We start from the raw sequence: 15,447 nt of genomic DNA, 5'->3' as shown, positions 1-15,447 counted from the left end.
CTCCGGGAAGGAGGGGTGGCTGAAAGCCGGGGTGGTAGGTGGATACACAATGCTGATAATAACCGACTTACGCATTCACCTACCACCTCCCCCTACGGGTACTCCTCCTTCCTGAAGGAGGAGAGTGGTGGATACTATCAATTATCAAATTGTTATTTTCCCAATCAACCTTACCACTAAAATTGAAGAAGAATATATATTTATAAAGCGACTCCGGTCAATCTCTTAACCGGAGTCTTACTGATTTTTACTTTGATTTGTTTTACTTTGATTTGTTTTGTTTTGCTTTACTTTACTTTTACTCCTTTACCCCGTAAACAACAGTGTGGAGCTTATGTCTTATATCTTCGTAATCCTTTTCCGGATTCAAGTCACCGTACACCATTAAATACATCGGAAGAAAATCATCTCCGGGCTTGTAGGGCGGCTGATAATAGTCATTTTTCCACAAGGTGAATCCTTGACGCTCGTAGAAACAAATACGGCGTTTTGCCATTTCCTCTACGGGGCGTTCTACTTCCAGTACGATAGGCAATTGCAGGTGGTTGCACAAGTATTCCAACGTCCGTTTCCCGTATCCGCCGTTGCGCAGGGCGGGATTGGTGGCGAAGTGTTCTACATAGTAGAAGCGGTCGAAATCCCAGTACGTGATGAACCCAATAGGCAGGTCATCATCAAAGATGATATTATTATGAAAGTTGCCCGTCCGGTCGGTATACTCGCGTAACTCTTCCAATTGACGGTATTCTTCCGGTGGAAATGCATCAACGAGGAGTTCTTCCATAAACTTGTAATGTTGTAAATCCGATGTGCTGATCGGTTGAAGCTTAATCATAAAGGCTTGGGTTTTTAAGTTTGACAAACGTTATTTCTTTATGGCACATAAAATTCGATAATCCGGCGGATTGCGCGTTGGCAGACCGGGCAAAATTCGGGATGCTCATTGGTTTTCATGCGGCAGTTGTACGCCGGGCGATAAATACCTTTGAATGAATAACCACCTCCTTCATACACGCCTACCGGGTAATTCTTTTGTTGGGCAACCGGAGTAGGTACCGGTATGTGTGGAGGGAGCATATCTTCCCATTTGGAGGCGAAGTTCACCCGTGTTGTGATATTCTGTTCCCACGGTTCCACATCCAGCGGATAAGTGTCGGTCATCGTATCATCCTCGTAAAAATACTCGTCCGCGAGTCCACCGAAACTGTGTCCGAACTCATGGACGACCACCGGTTTGAACATGGGATGATGCGCAGTGGTCAGCGTGTAGGAATTGTAGATTCCTCCTCCGCCGTATACATCCGTGTTGGCGAGGATAATAATATGCTCATAGGGGATTCCCGCCAGCGCATTGTGGATCGATTTCACTCGGCTGGTAGTCAGATAACGTTCGGAATAGAACGTGTCGAAATGTGAGTGGACGGCAGTTTGCTTCCATTGGTCTGCACGGGGGACACTTACGCCGCTGTCGGTAGACGGGCTGGCTACGGCGACGATATTGAATTTCTGTTTCATCGACCGGAACGGTTCGTGTGAGAACAAGCTTTCGCAGGTACGTTGCGCATCCTGATAGAAAACATCCATTTCCTTTTCCGTATATCCTTCGGCGAGAATGGCGACATCAATGCAGTCTTTCTCGCTGCCGCTTTGCAACATATAACGATGCGGGGTGACGTGCGATGTGCCGCGTTTGTGGATTAAAATATCCTCGGGCGATACAATATGTTTGAAGTTTGCCATAACATCCTTACGGGGCGAATATAACGTAATTTCTACTTCTACCGTTTTCTTGGGAAAAGGCAGGAGAAACGTATTTTCGAATCCTTTGGCGGTTGTCCGGGCTTCATCGGTCGACAGCCATTCCTGAAACAGTGAAGAAAAGGATGTTTTATAAATACATTGTCCGGTGGCAACGTCTTTCACGATAATTTGCCCGTTTCCCGCCAGGGGAAGTTCGGATAAATGGTGTTGTCGTCCGGCCCAGGAAGGCAGTTGTGAGAGTTCGTCCAGATAGATCGCCTGACGGTTGGCGTCTCCGGTGAAAATGTAATCCACTCGTAATGTTTTATCTTGAAAAAAGTCCGCAAAATTTTGCGCGTAGCTTGTCAGAGTGGCAAGGAAAAAAAGCAGTGTACAGCAAAATTGTTTCATATAAATAGTATATTTATGTTTTCCACAAAGGTACAAACTATTGTTGACTTATCCGCTTTCTGCAAATAAAAGTAATAAATTATAGTATTTGTTGCCGGAAAATCGCTAACTTTGCATAAAAGATTCGTCGATTAAAACAATTTGATTCAAATATGGGACATCATCAATTAGATAGTTTAGATGAGCAGATTCTGAAGTTAATAGCCGGCAATGCGCGTATTCCTTTCCTGGAAGTAGCGAGAGCTTGTAACGTTTCCGGCGCGGCCATTCATCAGCGCATTCAGAAGCTGACTAATCTCGGTATATTAAAGGGTTCGGAATATGTGATCGACCCTGAAAAGATAGGATATGAGACTTGCGCTTATATCGGCATTTATCTGAAGGACCCCGAGTCCTTTGATTCGGTGACAAAAGCCTTGGAAGCGATTCCGGAAGTGGTAGAATGTCATTTCACCACCGGAAAATATGATATGTTTATCAAGATTTATGCTAAGAACAACCACCATTTGCTGAGCATTATCCACGATAAGCTGCAACCGTTGGGGTTGGCGCGTACCGAAACGCTAATCTCCTTCCACGAAGCCATTAAACGGCAGATGCCGATCATGGTCGACGTAGAAGACGAAGATTAATAAGTTGTAATAGTTGTTTTTTACGCTTTTACGTAATCAACAAATGCATACGAGCAGAGATGTTTCTCATCCGCAGGATGAGCTTCTCTGTTTTTTTCGTGCCATACGGCGGGCGATACTTCGGGGAAAAAGGCGTCAGCCTCCGGTGCGGTGCTGTCTATTTCCGTCAGGCAAAGTTCGTCGGCAAAGGGAATCGCCTGTTGGTAGACACTTGCGCCGCCGATGATATATACGTGTTCATCCTCCTTGCAACTTTGCAGAGCCGCTTCGAGTGAAGGGAATACTTCCGCTCCCGGACATTCCGTAGCCGGATTTGAAGAAAGAACGACATTCCTGCGGTTGGGCAGGGCGCCTTTGGGGAGTGATTCGAAAGTTTTTCTTCCCATAACAATCGTATTTCCCGTGGTCAGTGCTTTGAAACGTTTCAAGTCGTTGGGCAACCAGAAAAGGAGTTTGTTCTCGAATCCGATAGCCATGCGGCGGTCTACGGCCGCTATAATAGATATTTTACTCATACAGATTAAGTTCGTTTGATATTTTCCCGTCTGCAGCCGGGGTCAGACTGCTACCACACCTGCGATGTGCGGATGCGGGTCATAATTCACCAGTTCGAAATCCTCGAATTTGAAATCGAAGATACTTTTCACATCCGGGTTGATTTTCATCTGCGGCAACGGACGCGGTTCGCGGGACAGTTGCAGTTTTACCTGTTCCAGATGATTCAGATAGATATGTGCGTCACCGAATGTATGAACGAAGTCTCCGGCCTTCAATCCCGTCACCTGCGCTACCATTTGCAGCAACAGTGCGTATGAAGCAATGTTGAAAGGCACGCCGAGGAAAATGTCGGCGCTGCGTTGGTAAAGTTGGAGGCTCAGTCGTCCGTCCGCTACGTAGAACTGGAAAAAAGCATGACAGGGAGGGAGGTTCATATTATTCAAATCCGCTACGTTCCATGCGCTGACAATAATCCGGCGTGAGTCCGGATTTTGTTTGATCGTCTCTATCGCTTCGCTGATCTGGTCGATGAATCCGCCGTTGTAGTCGGGCCACGAACGCCATTGGTAGCCGTAGATATGTCCCAGATCACCGTTTTCGTCCGCCCATTCGTTCCAGATGCGGACGCCGTGTTCTTGCAGGTATTTCACGTTCGTGTCTCCTTGGAGGAACCACAGCAATTCATATATGATTGATTTCAGATGTAATTTCTTGGTGGTGAGACAGGGAAAGCCGTCGTCGAGGTTGAAGCGCATTTGGTGACCGAACACGCTGATCGTTCCGGTACCGGTGCGGTCGCTTTTCTCCGTGCCTTCAGTCAACACACGGTTCAGTAAATCGAGATATTGTTTCATAATGAGTAAATTATCAAAGCGTTAATGCATTTGCAAGGCTGTGCTTAAAAGTCGGTAGCCTCTCCAATCCCCTCTTTCGGGAAGGAGGAGAGTTTGGGATACTATTGGCTTTTTAGTCATCCTCTTTGTGCAAAATTACAAAAATGGCGTGAATAAATTAGCAAACCAGCCGACGAACTTCTTCCATGGTGAGCGCTTTTTCCAAAATTCCGGTGTCAACTGTGTGCAGTGCTCGATGTCGTTGCGGAACATGGTGTTCAGTTCCGCCGTTGTCTTCTTGTCGAAGATGAAAGCGTTCGTCTCGTAGTCGTAACGGAGGCTGCGGCTGTTCAGGTTGGCGGTGCCGACGGTGCAGAACAAGTCGTCGATCATCATTATTTTAGAATGGTGAAATCCTCCGTTGTACATATAAACTGTTGCCCCCCGTTTCATCAACTTATGCAACTTGTAAAGTGCGGCATCCGGCGTGAAAGGGATGTCGGAGGCGGACGAAACCATAATTGTTACGTTCACTCCCCGGTCGATTGTCCGGTTGAGCGCTTTTTTGATAGAAGAAGTCGGCACGAAATAAGGATTGACGATATGTACGTTTTTTTGTGCCGAGTAGATTGACATGGCGTATGCATGGCTTAGCATACGGCTGTTTTTCTTCGGAGTACGGTCTACGATAGCGACAACGATATTTGTACTGTCTTCATGTTGGGGGAAATAAATTTCCCCACCGATGTTCTGCTTGGTTTCCTTGTTCCAGATTGTAAGGAAAATCTCCTGTAAATCGTTCACCGCATCGCCTTCAATGCGCATGTGCATATCGCGCCATGTACCGATTTTGGGTAGTCCATTGATGTAATAGTCGGCGATGTTCATGCCGCCGGTATAAGCTATTTCTCCGTCGATTACGACAATCTTCCGGTGGTCGCGGTGGGCGGCGTGGTTGATATAAGGGAAAGTGAACGGGTCGAACTTGACGATTTCAATCCCTTGTTCACGGATTTTCTTGAGATGTCTTTTTTTGAGTGGCTGGTTGTTCGACCAGTTGCCGAAAGCGTCGAACATTGCCCGCACTTCGACACCTTCTTTTACTTTTTCGGCGAGAAGGGCGAATAAGGCGTTGGCGATAGAGTCGTTTCGGAAGTTGAAATATTCCAGATGCACGTGGTGCTTGGCCTGACGGATTGCTTCAAACAAGTCGATAAACTTTTCCCGCCCGCTTTTCAGCAGTTTCACTTTATTATTATCGGAGATAGGTATACCCGATTCCTCTAAAAAATGCAGTACAAGGGAATCACTCGTGAGTCCGATAGAATCCCGGGGGTGGGTCATCAAACTGTCGATGACGCTTGCCTGGGCACGCAATAAAGGCAGGAACAGGAATAAAATGAATATACGTAATTTCAAAACTTTTCTCTCTATTTTAGTTTACAGAGCAACAAAGATACAACATCTATGTTTGGGCTAATCGGGGACAAAGGGTAGATTTATTATTGTTTAACACTCGGATAGCTTTATTAGTAAGGGAAAAATTATGAGGAAAATAATGGGGACTGATTAAACAGTCGATAGTATCATCTTAACATTTCCGTACCGCCTATGCCAATGAAGCTACTTTTCTCGCAGCCATAAACAGTAGCACTACACTTGCGATAATGATTGATTTCGGGTCGAGACTTGTTGTTCCATGATTAATCATGCCGATGAATACCTCCCGAATCGTTCCCCATGCAGCTTCCGGTCCACCTAAGGAGACGAAAAGTACGGCTCCCACAGCCATGACGAAGGCGTTCCAAATGCGTGCCAGCCGATTGCTGCGGTCGGGTAGGTGGTGCATGACACGGCGGCTGAATCCCCTGTCCGCTATCTCCTGCCTGTTTTCGGTAAAGAAGTCGCGCAAGAGTTTATCATTGTCTATTTCTGTCATAACCATTTTGTTTTAAGTACGTTGCTAATTTATCTTTTCCACGCGACAGGTGGCTTTTCACCGTTCCTGCCGGTATTCCGGTAATACCTGCGATCTTGTCAATGCTTAAATCTTCCATATAAAACAAGGTGATGCAGGTTCGTTCCACATCTTTTAGCGTTTTGAGCGACTGGTAGACATCCATTTTCTGCCCGACGTTTTCTTGTTCGGTACTGTTAATGGCATCTATTTCCGTTGTGTCCAAGCCGGCCATTTCTTTCCGGCTGCGAATATAATCATAAAAAACATTATAGGCAATGCGGTAGAGCCACGTTGAGAAACTCGACAGGTTGTGGAAAGAAGAGAGATTGGTATATGCCTTGATGAATGTATCCTGCGCCAAATCGTCACTCAATTCGCTGTCGCCGCAAGTCAGGTTGAGAAAGAACCGCCGCACGGGCGACTGGTATTTCTTCACTAACTGGTCGAAGGCCCTAGTGTTTTTGAACACTACGACCTGTGCGACTAGCGATATATCGTTGAGTTGGCTCATTTATTTTCGTCGCTCTTTTCTCCGTTTCTTTCTTCCTGCTGCGTTGCCGAAGGGGCGGCTGTGTCGATGTCCCTTTTCCGGGAAACGTTCATCCGGAAAGGATCAATATCATCTGTTTTCTGTTGTTTGCTGCCTATTATCCATTGGCCGATGCCCATAAACATGATAAGCAGTCCGATTGCTCCGATTCCGAACTCTCCGGTGATCGCCCAGAGGAAGATGAAAAGTCCGATCCCTGTAAAGGTGTTTTTGATGCCTTGTGAGCGTTGGTCGGCCGGCCGGTTTTCACGGATAAAGTTTTCCGGCAGCGGTTGTCCGGCTGCAATGGCCTGTTCGGCAAGGCGGTAACGGGCTTTCCGGTTCTTGTAGCGGAAGAAAAAGATTACAAACAAGATAAATACGGGCAGTCCGAAGACGGCGACGATTGCGATAATAGAGAACAGGATCCCGCCACTGATCATGTCGCTGAGATTGCCGAAGGGAAGGGCGTTGTCGTCCGATTCGAAGGTAAAACCAACTTTTCCGTGGCTGCTTCCGGAGGAGCTGACACTGTTTGCGTCCTTACCCGCCGTTGTATCCATGTCCGTTGTATCTACGCCGATCACCGTCACTGTTGTGTTGGATTCATCCGCCTTGGTGTCTGTCTTTTTCGAAAGGGTCACTTTCACATTTTCGGTAGAATCCTTCTCAATGCTACTCTGTTTTTGTGCATTAATTACTGTCGAAGTGGTGAATGCGAGCAATAATGCTATTAGAATTTGTTTCATATTTGTTATTTTTTAATTTGTTTCTTTGTCTGTTAGACGCAGTTAGTATCCGAGAAAGTTGCAAAGAGACGAAATATTTTTGATATTTGCGCAAATTAATAAATGAAAATGAATTTACCCGCTTCTTTTACAGAATATACCCGCGCTTTGTTGGGCGTCGAAGAATACGAAAAACTGGTTTCCGCCTTGCAGCAGGAACCTCCCGTGAGCATTAGACTGAATCGGTTGAAAGTTCATCGGTTGAAAGTGGAAAATGCTCTATCGGTTCAACCTCCCTGGTCTTCGGAGGGAATCTACCTCGACGAACGGCTCACTTTTACATTCGACCCGTTGTTTCATGCAGGGTGTTATTATGTGCAGGAGGCTTCTTCGATGTTCGTGGAACAGGTGCTCCGGCAGCATGTCACGAAGCCGGTGGTGATGCTCGACCTTTGTGCCGCTCCGGGAGGGAAATCGACCCATGCTCGTAGTGTGTTGCCCGAAGGTAGTTTGCTGGTTGCCAACGAGGTAATCCGGAACCGGTCGCAGATTTTGGCGGAGAACCTGACGAAATGGGGACATCCGGATGTGGTGGTTACGAATAACGACCCGGCTGATTTTTCGGCTTTGCCTTCTTTCTTTGACGTTATTCTGACAGATGTGCCTTGCTCCGGCGAAGGGATGTTCCGTAAAGATCCGGTGGCCGTTGAAGAATGGAGTCCGGAGAATGTGGAAATTTGCTGGCAACGGCAACGGAGGATTATTGCGGACGTTTGGCCGAGTCTGAAGCCCGGAGGCATTCTTATATACAGTACCTGTACATATAACACGAAAGAGGACGAAGAAAATGTCCGTTGGATTCAGCAGGAATTTGGGGCGGAATCGTTGGCGGTAGATATTCGGGAAGAGTGGAATATCACAGGAAATCTGCTGTGCGGCGAATCGGCTTCCGTATATCACTTTTTCCCGCATAAGACGAAGGGTGAAGGCTTTTTCTTGTCCGTACTCCGCAAACCGGAAACGGCAGGGGAGGACAGTTATGCCGATTATTATTCGTTTCCGAAAGGAAAATCCGCCGGGAAAAAAGGTAAGAAAGGTGGGGGAGCCTCTTCTTCGCCTGTCTCCAAGGAAAACATGGCAACGGCCGGAAAATGGCTGAATGATGAGTGTGCCGGAAAGTACGTCTTGTCGGCAGAAGGTGCTGAAATACACGCGTTTCCTCAGCAATGCGTAGCCGAACTGGCTGCCATGAAACAACATTTGCGGGTGGTGCAGGCAGGCGTTTCGGTTGGCGAGGTGAAAGGAAAAGATCTGATTCCCGCCCATGCCTTGGCCATGAGTGCTCTTCTTCTGCGGCAGGATGTTTTTGCAACCGAGGCGGTGAGTTATGAACAAGCAATCGCTTATTTGCGGAAAGAGGCTGTCACTTTGCCGGCGACAGCCCCTCGCGGGTATGTTTTGCTCACTTATCGCAATATTCCTCTGGGTTTTGTGAAGAATATCGGCAACCGGGCTAATAATCTTTATCCGCAGGAATGGCGTATCCGTAGCGGGTATTTGCCGGAAAAGATCCGCGTGTTGTAAAGGCCGGATAAGGCCTACAACTTACTTTTGTAAATCCGTGCCATTGCTTTCTGATATTGGTTTTCGAGTTGCAGATAGTTCTGGTGGCTCTGGTAGATGACAGATACTTCTACGAAATACTCTATCATGCTGATTTGTCCTCCGGTGAGTGCCTGTTTCAGCAATGCCAAGTCCTGTTGCGACCGGAACGTCTTTTTATATTCTTCCATGGAGTTATGCAGTGCTTTGGCTTCACGATAGAGCTGTGACAATTCGGATTCAACTTGCAACGTGGCATTTTCTTTTTGCAGGTCGATGTTCAAAGCTTGTGCTTTCGCAATCTTCACCTTGTTCCGGTTTTCGAAAAGAGGGAAAGAGAAGCCGACTACTACCCCGTTGAAAGGTGTGCCCGTTTCTGTGTTCCGGCGATATCCCAGTTCCAGTTTCGGCAACCACTGCGATTTGTTGACCGCTATTTGTTTCCGGGCAACGAGGCTTTCGTTGCCGAGCGCCATGAGGGTACGGTCGGCAGAGAGCACTTCCGATTTCAAGATCTGGTAATCGGAGGGAAAAGGAGTGAGGGGATACCGGCTTTCTTCAAAGACCACCGGGATATTGCCGTTCAGCGTATTCAGTTCCTGCATTTTGTTGCGGAGCGCCGTTTCGTTGAGTGAGGCTTCTGTGCGGACGTTCAGTAATTCCAGATTGATTTTGTTCGTCTCGAGGGCGTTGGCGTCTCCGGTTTGGAGACGTTTGGCATACATTTCAGCGAGTACTTCCGCGTTGCGGAGCCTTTCTTCGAGAATTTGTTTCTGCTGGCGGAGCGTGATAATGTCCAGACAGACTTCTTTCGCCTGCAACAGTTTGTCCTGACGGAATACGTCCGCCTGGCTGTCGTAAGCCCCTGCCTTCAACCGGTTCAGTTTATTGCGCGTGGCATACAGGCTGGGGAAGTCGAAACTCTGCGAAACGACGAGTTCGCCGATTGTTTCGTTTTTGTCCTTTGCTCCCCAGAGGTGAGCGTAGGACAAGGTAGGATCGGGCAGGTTGTTGTCCGTTTTGGATTCCAGTTTCTGCGAGGTAATCAGTTGGGCGTTCGCCTGCAACTCCTTGTTGTTCGTTTCTATATTTTTTAATACCTGTTCTATGCTGTTCTGTGCCTGCACACCCCCCGTCAGGGTGAAGAGTGCAGTGGCAGCAAAAGAACTTATAATGATAATCCGTTTCATACTTTTTCTTTTATTTGTTTCTTCTATTACGTCTGGCTGATGATTAGCAGGGTGTCGCGAGGGATTCTTGCTCCGGTGCAGCGTCGGTAGGCCGGCGGTGCATCATCAGGTAAACAATCGGAACGATGAAACCGTTCAGGAACGTAGAGGTTAAAAGTCCACCCAAGATAACTTTGGCCATTGGACTTTGAATTTCGTTTCCGGGCAAGTCGCCGCCGAGCGCCAGCGGGATCAGTGCCAGTGCCGACGAAAGCGCTGTCATAAGAATCGGGTTCAGACGGTCGAGCGAGCCTTGCATGACACTGTCGTATACGTTCAGTCCTTCCTCTTTTTGGAGGTGGTTATAGTGGCTGATAAGCAACATACCGTTTCTGGTCGCAATGCCGAACAGGGAGATAAACCCGATAATTGCCGGAATGCTGACCTCACCCGTCGTGATGACCAGTGCGAAAACACCGCCGATCAGTGCAAGCGGCAGGTTCAACAAGATAACGCCGGATTCCTTCACGCTGCGGAACTCGTTGTAAAGCAGCAGGAAGATGACAACAATGCTGATGAATGACGTCAGCGCCAATGTCCGGCTGGCGGCTTGTTCGCTTTCAAACTGTCCGCCGTATTCGATGTGATAGCCTTCGGGGAGCTGTATAGACGTATCGATACGCTTTTGGATGTCGTTTACCACACTTCGGAGGTCACGGTCCGCCACGTTGGCGGAAATCACGATTTTGCGCTTCACGTTTTCGCGGTTGATCGTGTTCGGTCCCATGGCCGAAACCACTTCCGCCACGTAGTTCAGAGGCACTTTGCGGCCGTCGTTGGTGTCTACCATTAAGTTGCGGATTTTCTCCATTTCGTCCCGTGCGTCATCCTTCACTTTTACGATGAGATCGAAGCTCTTTCCCTGTTCATAAACCTGCGAGATCACTTTTCCTGCAAGGGCAACGTTGACATATTCCGAGAATTCCGGCAAGGTAATCCCGAACTTGGCAAGCATCTCCCGTTTCGGTTGAATCTTCAACTGCGGACGCTCGATCTGCTGCTCCACGTTGAGGTCGGCAATGCCCGGTATATCTCCGATAGCGTCCTTTATACGGTTGCCGAGTGAGAACATCTTGTTCAAGTCATCGCCGAAAAGTTTGATAGCGATGTTTGCCTTTGTACCGGACAACATGGCATCGATTCGGTGGCTGATAGGCTGACCGATTTCTATATTTGCACCGGTGATCGTTCCTAGTTTCTCGCGCACTTCGGCAACGAGCTCGTTGCGCGGACGGTCTTTCAGCTCGAACGGAGCTTCGATTTCCGAGACGTTCACGCCAAGCGCGTGCTCGTCCAGTTCGGCACGTCCCGTCTTGCGGGCTACCGTCTGTATCTCTGGAATTGTCAGCAGCAGTTCCTCGGCACGATGTCCCATTTTGTTGCTTTCTTCCAACGAAATGCCCGGCAGCGAACTGATGTTGATTGTGAACGAGCCCTCATTGAAAGAAGGCAGGAAGCTGCGTCCGAGAGTGAAGAACACACCGAGAGCGACCACAAACAGTCCGATTGTACTTCCCAAAGTCACCCGTTTGTGGGCCAGTACCCAAGTCAGTGCCTTCCCGTAAATCCCTTTCATCCAACGGGCTACGAATGACTCTTTCAGTTCCTTGTTCGTCTTGTTACTGCCCAGCAGATACGAGCAAAGTACCGGGGTCAGCGTCAGCGCAACAACCGTCGAAGCGAACAACGCCACGATAAACGCAATGCCCAGCGGGACCAACATTCTTCCTTCCATTCCGCTCAGGAAGAACAGGGGGACAAAACTGACTACAATGATCAACGTCGAATTAAGGATAGGCATACGAACTTCCTTCGAGGCGTTGAATACCACCTCCAGTGTACTGAGCCGTTCGGCCTCCGGTTTCTGCCGGTTCTCCCGCAGGCGCTTGTACACGTTTTCGACGTCCACGATCGCGTCGTCCACCAGTGAACCGATAGCAATGGCCATACCACCAAGACTCATTGTGTTGATAGTCAATCCCATATAGTGCAGCGTAAGAATGGAGACGAGCAGTGAGATAGGCAGTGTCACCAGCGAGATCACCGTTGTACGTACATTTGCCAGGAACAGGAACAAGACGATCACCACGAAAATACCGCCTTCAAAAAGCGACTTCTTCACGTTGCCGATCGAACTTTCGATGAAACGGCTTTGGCGGAAAATGTCAGTAGACACTTTCACGTCGGCAGGCAGGTTCTTTTGGAGGTCTTTCAGAGAGGCTTCCAGTTTGTCGGTCAGTTCGAGGGTACTAGTGGCAGGCTGTTTGGTGACTGTCATTAGTACGGCAGGTTTGCCGCGTTCGGAAGCGGTTCCCAGTTTCGGAGCTTTGGGGCCGATTTTCACGTCGGCGATGTCCTCCAGTGTGACGGGGAAGGTGTTTACTGTTTTTACGACTGCTTTGCCTAGCTCCTCGACCTTCGGGGTAGAAAGTACCCCACGCACGATATATTCATTTCCGAACTCGTAAAGTACGCCACCGTTGGCGTTTAAGTTCATGTCTTGGGTGACAGCCATTATTTCACCCATTGAAACGCTGTAGTGGCGCATCCGTTCCGGGTCCAGTTGAATCTGGTATTCTTTGATATCTCCGCCCAACACGGCTACCTGTGCCACCCCTCCGGTGGACAGCAGGCGCGGGCGAATCGTCCAGTCCGCAATCGTGCGGAGGTCGAGCATGGAGGTCGAGTCGGCGGTCAGACCGACAATCAGCATTTCGCCCAGGATAGAAGATTGCGGGCCCAGCGTCGGTTTGCCCACGTTGACGGGGAGGGATTCACTGACTACCGCCAGTTTCTCGCTGACAATCTGGCGGGCGAGGTAGATGTCTGTTCCCCAGTCAAATTCCACCCAGACAACGGAGAAGCCGTTGGTGGACGAAGAACGGACACGGCGTACACCGGTAGCACCGTTTACGGCTGTTTCGACAGGAAATGTAACGAGTTGTTCCACTTCCTCGGCTGCCATACCGTTGGCTTCGGTCATGATAACCACCGTCGGGGCGTTGAGGTCGGGGAAGACGTCAACTTCGGTATTCATGGCAGTGTAGGTGCCCGCGATGAGCAGGAGGAAAGCCGCGCAGAGTACGACCAACCTGTTATGCAGGGAGTAATGTATAATTTTGTTAAGCATGATAATTCATCAATTGAGTGATAAAAAATGAGATAGATGCACCGCAAAGCAATCCGGCTGCGGCGCCTTGCCACTTAGTGTTCGTGGCTGTGTGCGGGAATTGCGTTGCTGGCGCTTGCCAGACGAACCTGATAAGCTCCTTCCGTCACTACGCGGTCGCCCGGTTTTATTCCGGTGAGGATTTGCACATTTTCGCCGTTGTCGGCGCCTAAAGTCACTTCTTGCTTTTTGTATCCCTCTTCGTCAAGTTGCAGATATACAAAGTAGATTCCCTGTTCCTCGGTCAGTGCCGTGCGGGGAAGGGAAAGGACATTCTCCAGTTGGGAGGAAAGCAGGTAGACCTCTACGAACGAACCGGCTATGATGTCGCCTTTGTTGTCAAATTCAAAAGTTACGGGGACATAGAAAGAGTTGTCTCCCGCTGTTTTGCCGAACGAGAGAAGCCGGCCGTTCAATGCTCCCAATTCATATACCTTATTATTATATGGTGTCCGGAAATTGGCGGAATTAATTGTGCGGAGATACGGGTAATACTTTTCCGACACTTCGGCACGGAGGAACAGACGGCGGTTCTGTGTCACGCTGACCAATGGCTGGCCAATTGTGACATAATCCCCTTCTTTCACCAGAATACTTTTCACGTAGCCGGTGATAGGAGCGGTAATGTTCTGTCCGATTGCCGAATGGTTCTTTGCGAGCGCCTCATAGCTGATGCGGGCATTCTCGTAATTCTGCTCTGCCTGTGCAAAATCCTTGTCGGATACGATTTTGTTTTTGACAAGCGCTTTCATCCGTTCGTATTCTTTCTTCGACACTTCGTAAGCGATGCGGGCACGTTGCACCGGGTCGCCGTCTGCGATGTTGTGCGAGGAAATGGTCACTAGCGGAGTGCCGCTGCCTACACTCATACCTTCCGTCACCTTTCCGCGGAATGAGACAACACCTGCCACAGTGGCTACCGCGACGGATTCGTCGCCTTGTGCAGCTAATACCTGTCCGCTGGTCTTGATTACTTGTTGGAAAGGGGCGGGTTCTACAATGCTTACTTTTACTCCGGCAGCATCGGCTTTCGCTTTCGGGAGGATGATTTCGTCGCTGTGGGCGGCTTCGGCAGTTTCATCGTGTCCGGCAGCAGTGCCTTGGTGATTGTCGGCCGCATCATGTTTATGATCGCCGTTGCATTCTCCTTCTGTTCCATGGGTATGTCCTTCCGCTTCATGGTCGTGTTCATCGTTGTTGTGTGTGACGGTACTATGGCCATGTCCTTCATGACCTTGTGTATTCTTGTTATTGCAGGCTCCTAAAGCGAATAAGCCCAGGATTCCCATAAAAATAAGTTTTTTCATAAATGATATTTTCCTACTAAAATTTACTGTTTTTACGTTACAAAGATAGGGTGACGCGGATGCAACAAGTTTGCATTCACGTTGGTCTTACGCGAAAACAGAATAGGGAGGGGCGCGGAGAGAGGTGGTACGGGGGATGTTCGTCCCGTGCAGCGAGTCTCGGTAGACGTAATAGTTCTTGACCCGTTTCTCTTGTGGTTTTAGCAGATGTTCGATGATTCCGTCCGTGAACAGGGTGGCGATGAACACGTAGTCCGGTCCGCTATCTGTGTGGAAGGAAGGAATGGGAGAGTGGAAGCGCGTCATACATTCGCTGCTGCAACATGAGTCGCTTGCCGGATGATGATGATGTTTGGGACATTGCTGTTCTACGGGCAAGTCCTGTTTCATGCAAATCGCTCCGTTGGGGTGGTGATGATGAGGAATAACGGCTGCCGTCAACATAATAATGTTGATAAAAAGCAGCAATGTTACTATATATCGTTTCTTCCTTTTCATCCTTTCTTTTGGATATGTATCGGCTTCAGCTTGATTATTTGAACGTTACAAAGATACAAAAACTTTTTCTCCGTTAAAAGCCGATAACATCTTTTATTATTTGTTCTTCTTCAAATTTGGTGGCAATTTAACCAGTCGGTAGTATCTCCATTCTCCTCCTTCGGGAAGGAGGAGTCCCCGTAGGGGGAGGTGGTAGGTGAATGCATAAGTCTGTTATTATCAGCATTGTGTATCCACCTACCACCCCGGCTTTCAGCCACCCCTCCTTCCCGGAGGTTGTGTAAAAAGTAAGCATCAAGTGTTCTTTGACA

Annotated in this window: 14 protein-coding genes and 1 pseudogene; 2 read left to right on the top strand and 13 right to left on the bottom strand. The window is 48.6% G+C overall.

The genetic code is table 11. From position 1 onward, the window contains the following. Positions 1-298: 298 nt before the first annotated feature. Both BHV72_RS02970 and BHV72_RS02965 read right to left on the bottom strand, forming a co-directional pair. Complete coding sequence (locus BHV72_RS02970; RefSeq protein ID WP_005682756.1) at positions 299-835, bottom strand: GNAT family N-acetyltransferase; 537 nt, start codon at positions 833-835, stop codon at positions 299-301. 38 nt (positions 836-873) lie between these two features. Beyond that, positions 874-2,151, bottom strand: a complete 1,278-nt coding sequence (locus BHV72_RS02965) for an IgA Peptidase M64 (protein WP_005678889.1) — start codon at positions 2,149-2,151, stop codon at positions 874-876. A gap of 152 nt (positions 2,152-2,303) precedes the next feature. Here BHV72_RS02965 and BHV72_RS02960 point away from each other — a divergent pair, with 152 nt between their 5' ends. After that, positions 2,304-2,783 (top strand): Lrp/AsnC family transcriptional regulator, encoded by a 480-nt coding sequence (locus BHV72_RS02960; protein WP_005678890.1) that lies wholly within the window; start codon positions 2,304-2,306, stop codon positions 2,781-2,783. Positions 2,784-2,803: 20 nt separating this feature from the next. On the opposite strand, the gene BHV72_RS02955 is transcribed toward BHV72_RS02960, so the two are convergent. From BHV72_RS02955 to BHV72_RS02930, 6 genes are all read right to left on the bottom strand, one after another. Next, positions 2,804-3,298, bottom strand: a complete 495-nt coding sequence (locus BHV72_RS02955; RefSeq protein WP_274666158.1) for a dihydrofolate reductase — start codon at positions 3,296-3,298, stop codon at positions 2,804-2,806. A gap of 42 nt (positions 3,299-3,340) precedes the next feature. Beyond that, positions 3,341-4,135, bottom strand: a complete 795-nt coding sequence (locus BHV72_RS02950; RefSeq protein ID WP_005678892.1) for a thymidylate synthase — start codon at positions 4,133-4,135, stop codon at positions 3,341-3,343. A gap of 135 nt (positions 4,136-4,270) precedes the next feature. Then, on the bottom strand, positions 4,271-5,533 hold the full coding sequence (gene cls, locus BHV72_RS02945; protein ID WP_005682758.1) for a cardiolipin synthase: 1,263 nt from the start codon (positions 5,531-5,533) through the stop codon (positions 4,271-4,273). Positions 5,534-5,723: 190 nt separating this feature from the next. Continuing rightward, a complete protein-coding gene (locus BHV72_RS02940) occupies positions 5,724-6,053 on the bottom strand; it encodes a DUF5056 domain-containing protein (protein ID WP_005678896.1) in 330 nt (109 codons plus the stop codon). Continuing rightward, positions 6,034-6,585: an RNA polymerase sigma factor gene (locus BHV72_RS02935; RefSeq protein ID WP_022041665.1), complete on the bottom strand. Its 552-nt coding sequence runs from the start codon at positions 6,583-6,585 to the stop codon at positions 6,034-6,036. Before BHV72_RS02935 ends, BHV72_RS02940 begins: the two co-directional genes overlap by 20 nt. Beyond that, positions 6,582-7,352, bottom strand: coding sequence for a DUF6249 domain-containing protein (locus BHV72_RS02930; protein WP_286854442.1), 771 nt, complete (start codon positions 7,350-7,352; stop codon positions 6,582-6,584). Before BHV72_RS02930 ends, BHV72_RS02935 begins: the two co-directional genes overlap by 4 nt. A gap of 108 nt (positions 7,353-7,460) precedes the next feature. Here BHV72_RS02930 and BHV72_RS02925 point away from each other — a divergent pair, with 108 nt between their 5' ends. After that, positions 7,461-8,915, top strand: a complete 1,455-nt coding sequence (locus BHV72_RS02925; protein ID WP_032855449.1) for a methyltransferase RsmF C-terminal domain-like protein — start codon at positions 7,461-7,463, stop codon at positions 8,913-8,915. Between the two features lie 14 nt (positions 8,916-8,929). On the opposite strand, the gene BHV72_RS02920 is transcribed toward BHV72_RS02925, so the two are convergent. The 5 genes and pseudogenes from BHV72_RS02920 to BHV72_RS02900 form a co-directional block, all read right to left on the bottom strand. Then, positions 8,930-10,123, bottom strand: a complete 1,194-nt coding sequence (locus BHV72_RS02920) for a TolC family protein (RefSeq protein WP_286854440.1) — start codon at positions 10,121-10,123, stop codon at positions 8,930-8,932. Positions 10,124-10,166: 43 nt separating this feature from the next. Continuing rightward, the gene (locus BHV72_RS02915) at positions 10,167-13,292 is read right to left on the bottom strand and encodes an efflux RND transporter permease subunit (RefSeq protein ID WP_005678901.1); all 3,126 of its coding nucleotides are present in this window, start codon (positions 13,290-13,292) and stop codon (positions 10,167-10,169) included. Between the two features lie 74 nt (positions 13,293-13,366). Then, the gene (locus BHV72_RS02910) at positions 13,367-14,638 is read right to left on the bottom strand and encodes an efflux RND transporter periplasmic adaptor subunit (protein WP_286854437.1); all 1,272 of its coding nucleotides are present in this window, start codon (positions 14,636-14,638) and stop codon (positions 13,367-13,369) included. A gap of 87 nt (positions 14,639-14,725) precedes the next feature. Next, entirely contained in the window at positions 14,726-15,136 is a 411-nt protein-coding gene (locus BHV72_RS02905; RefSeq protein ID WP_286854435.1) for a DUF6769 family protein, read from the bottom strand. 127 nt (positions 15,137-15,263) lie between these two features. Next, positions 15,264-15,447 (bottom strand): annotated as a pseudogene (locus BHV72_RS02900) (hypothetical protein); the annotation flags it as partial.

Source organism: Bacteroides sp. 43_46 (assembly GCF_001915455.1).
GTDB classification, from domain to species: Bacteria; Bacteroidota; Bacteroidia; order Bacteroidales; family Bacteroidaceae; genus Bacteroides; species Bacteroides caccae.
This window is presented reverse-complemented; position numbering and strand designations above follow the sequence as displayed.

Bases quoted from the DNA above. Each gene is read 5' to 3' on its own strand.
- BHV72_RS02970 (WP_005682756.1), bottom strand. From the start codon at position 835: ATGATTAAGCTTCAACCGATCAGCACATCGGATTTACAACATTACAAG.
- BHV72_RS02965 (WP_005678889.1), bottom strand. From the start codon at position 2,151: ATGAAACAATTTTGCTGTACACTGCTTTTTTTCCTTGCCACTCTGACA.
- BHV72_RS02960 (WP_005678890.1), top strand. From the start codon at position 2,304: ATGGGACATCATCAATTAGATAGTTTAGATGAGCAGATTCTGAAGTTA.
- BHV72_RS02955 (WP_274666158.1), bottom strand. From the start codon at position 3,298: ATGAGTAAAATATCTATTATAGCGGCCGTAGACCGCCGCATGGCTATC.
- BHV72_RS02950 (WP_005678892.1), bottom strand. From the start codon at position 4,135: ATGAAACAATATCTCGATTTACTGAACCGTGTGTTGACTGAAGGCACG.
- BHV72_RS02940 (WP_005678896.1), bottom strand. From the start codon at position 6,053: ATGACAGAAATAGACAATGATAAACTCTTGCGCGACTTCTTTACCGAA.
- BHV72_RS02935 (WP_022041665.1), bottom strand. From the start codon at position 6,585: ATGAGCCAACTCAACGATATATCGCTAGTCGCACAGGTCGTAGTGTTC.
- BHV72_RS02930 (WP_286854442.1), bottom strand. From the start codon at position 7,352: ATGAAACAAATTCTAATAGCATTATTGCTCGCATTCACCACTTCGACA.
- BHV72_RS02925 (WP_032855449.1), top strand. From the start codon at position 7,461: ATGAATTTACCCGCTTCTTTTACAGAATATACCCGCGCTTTGTTGGGC.
- BHV72_RS02920 (WP_286854440.1), bottom strand. From the start codon at position 10,123: ATGAAACGGATTATCATTATAAGTTCTTTTGCTGCCACTGCACTCTTC.
- BHV72_RS02915 (WP_005678901.1), bottom strand. From the start codon at position 13,292: ATGCTTAACAAAATTATACATTACTCCCTGCATAACAGGTTGGTCGTA.
- BHV72_RS02910 (WP_286854437.1), bottom strand. From the start codon at position 14,638: ATGAAAAAACTTATTTTTATGGGAATCCTGGGCTTATTCGCTTTAGGA.
- BHV72_RS02905 (WP_286854435.1), bottom strand. From the start codon at position 15,136: ATGAAAAGGAAGAAACGATATATAGTAACATTGCTGCTTTTTATCAAC.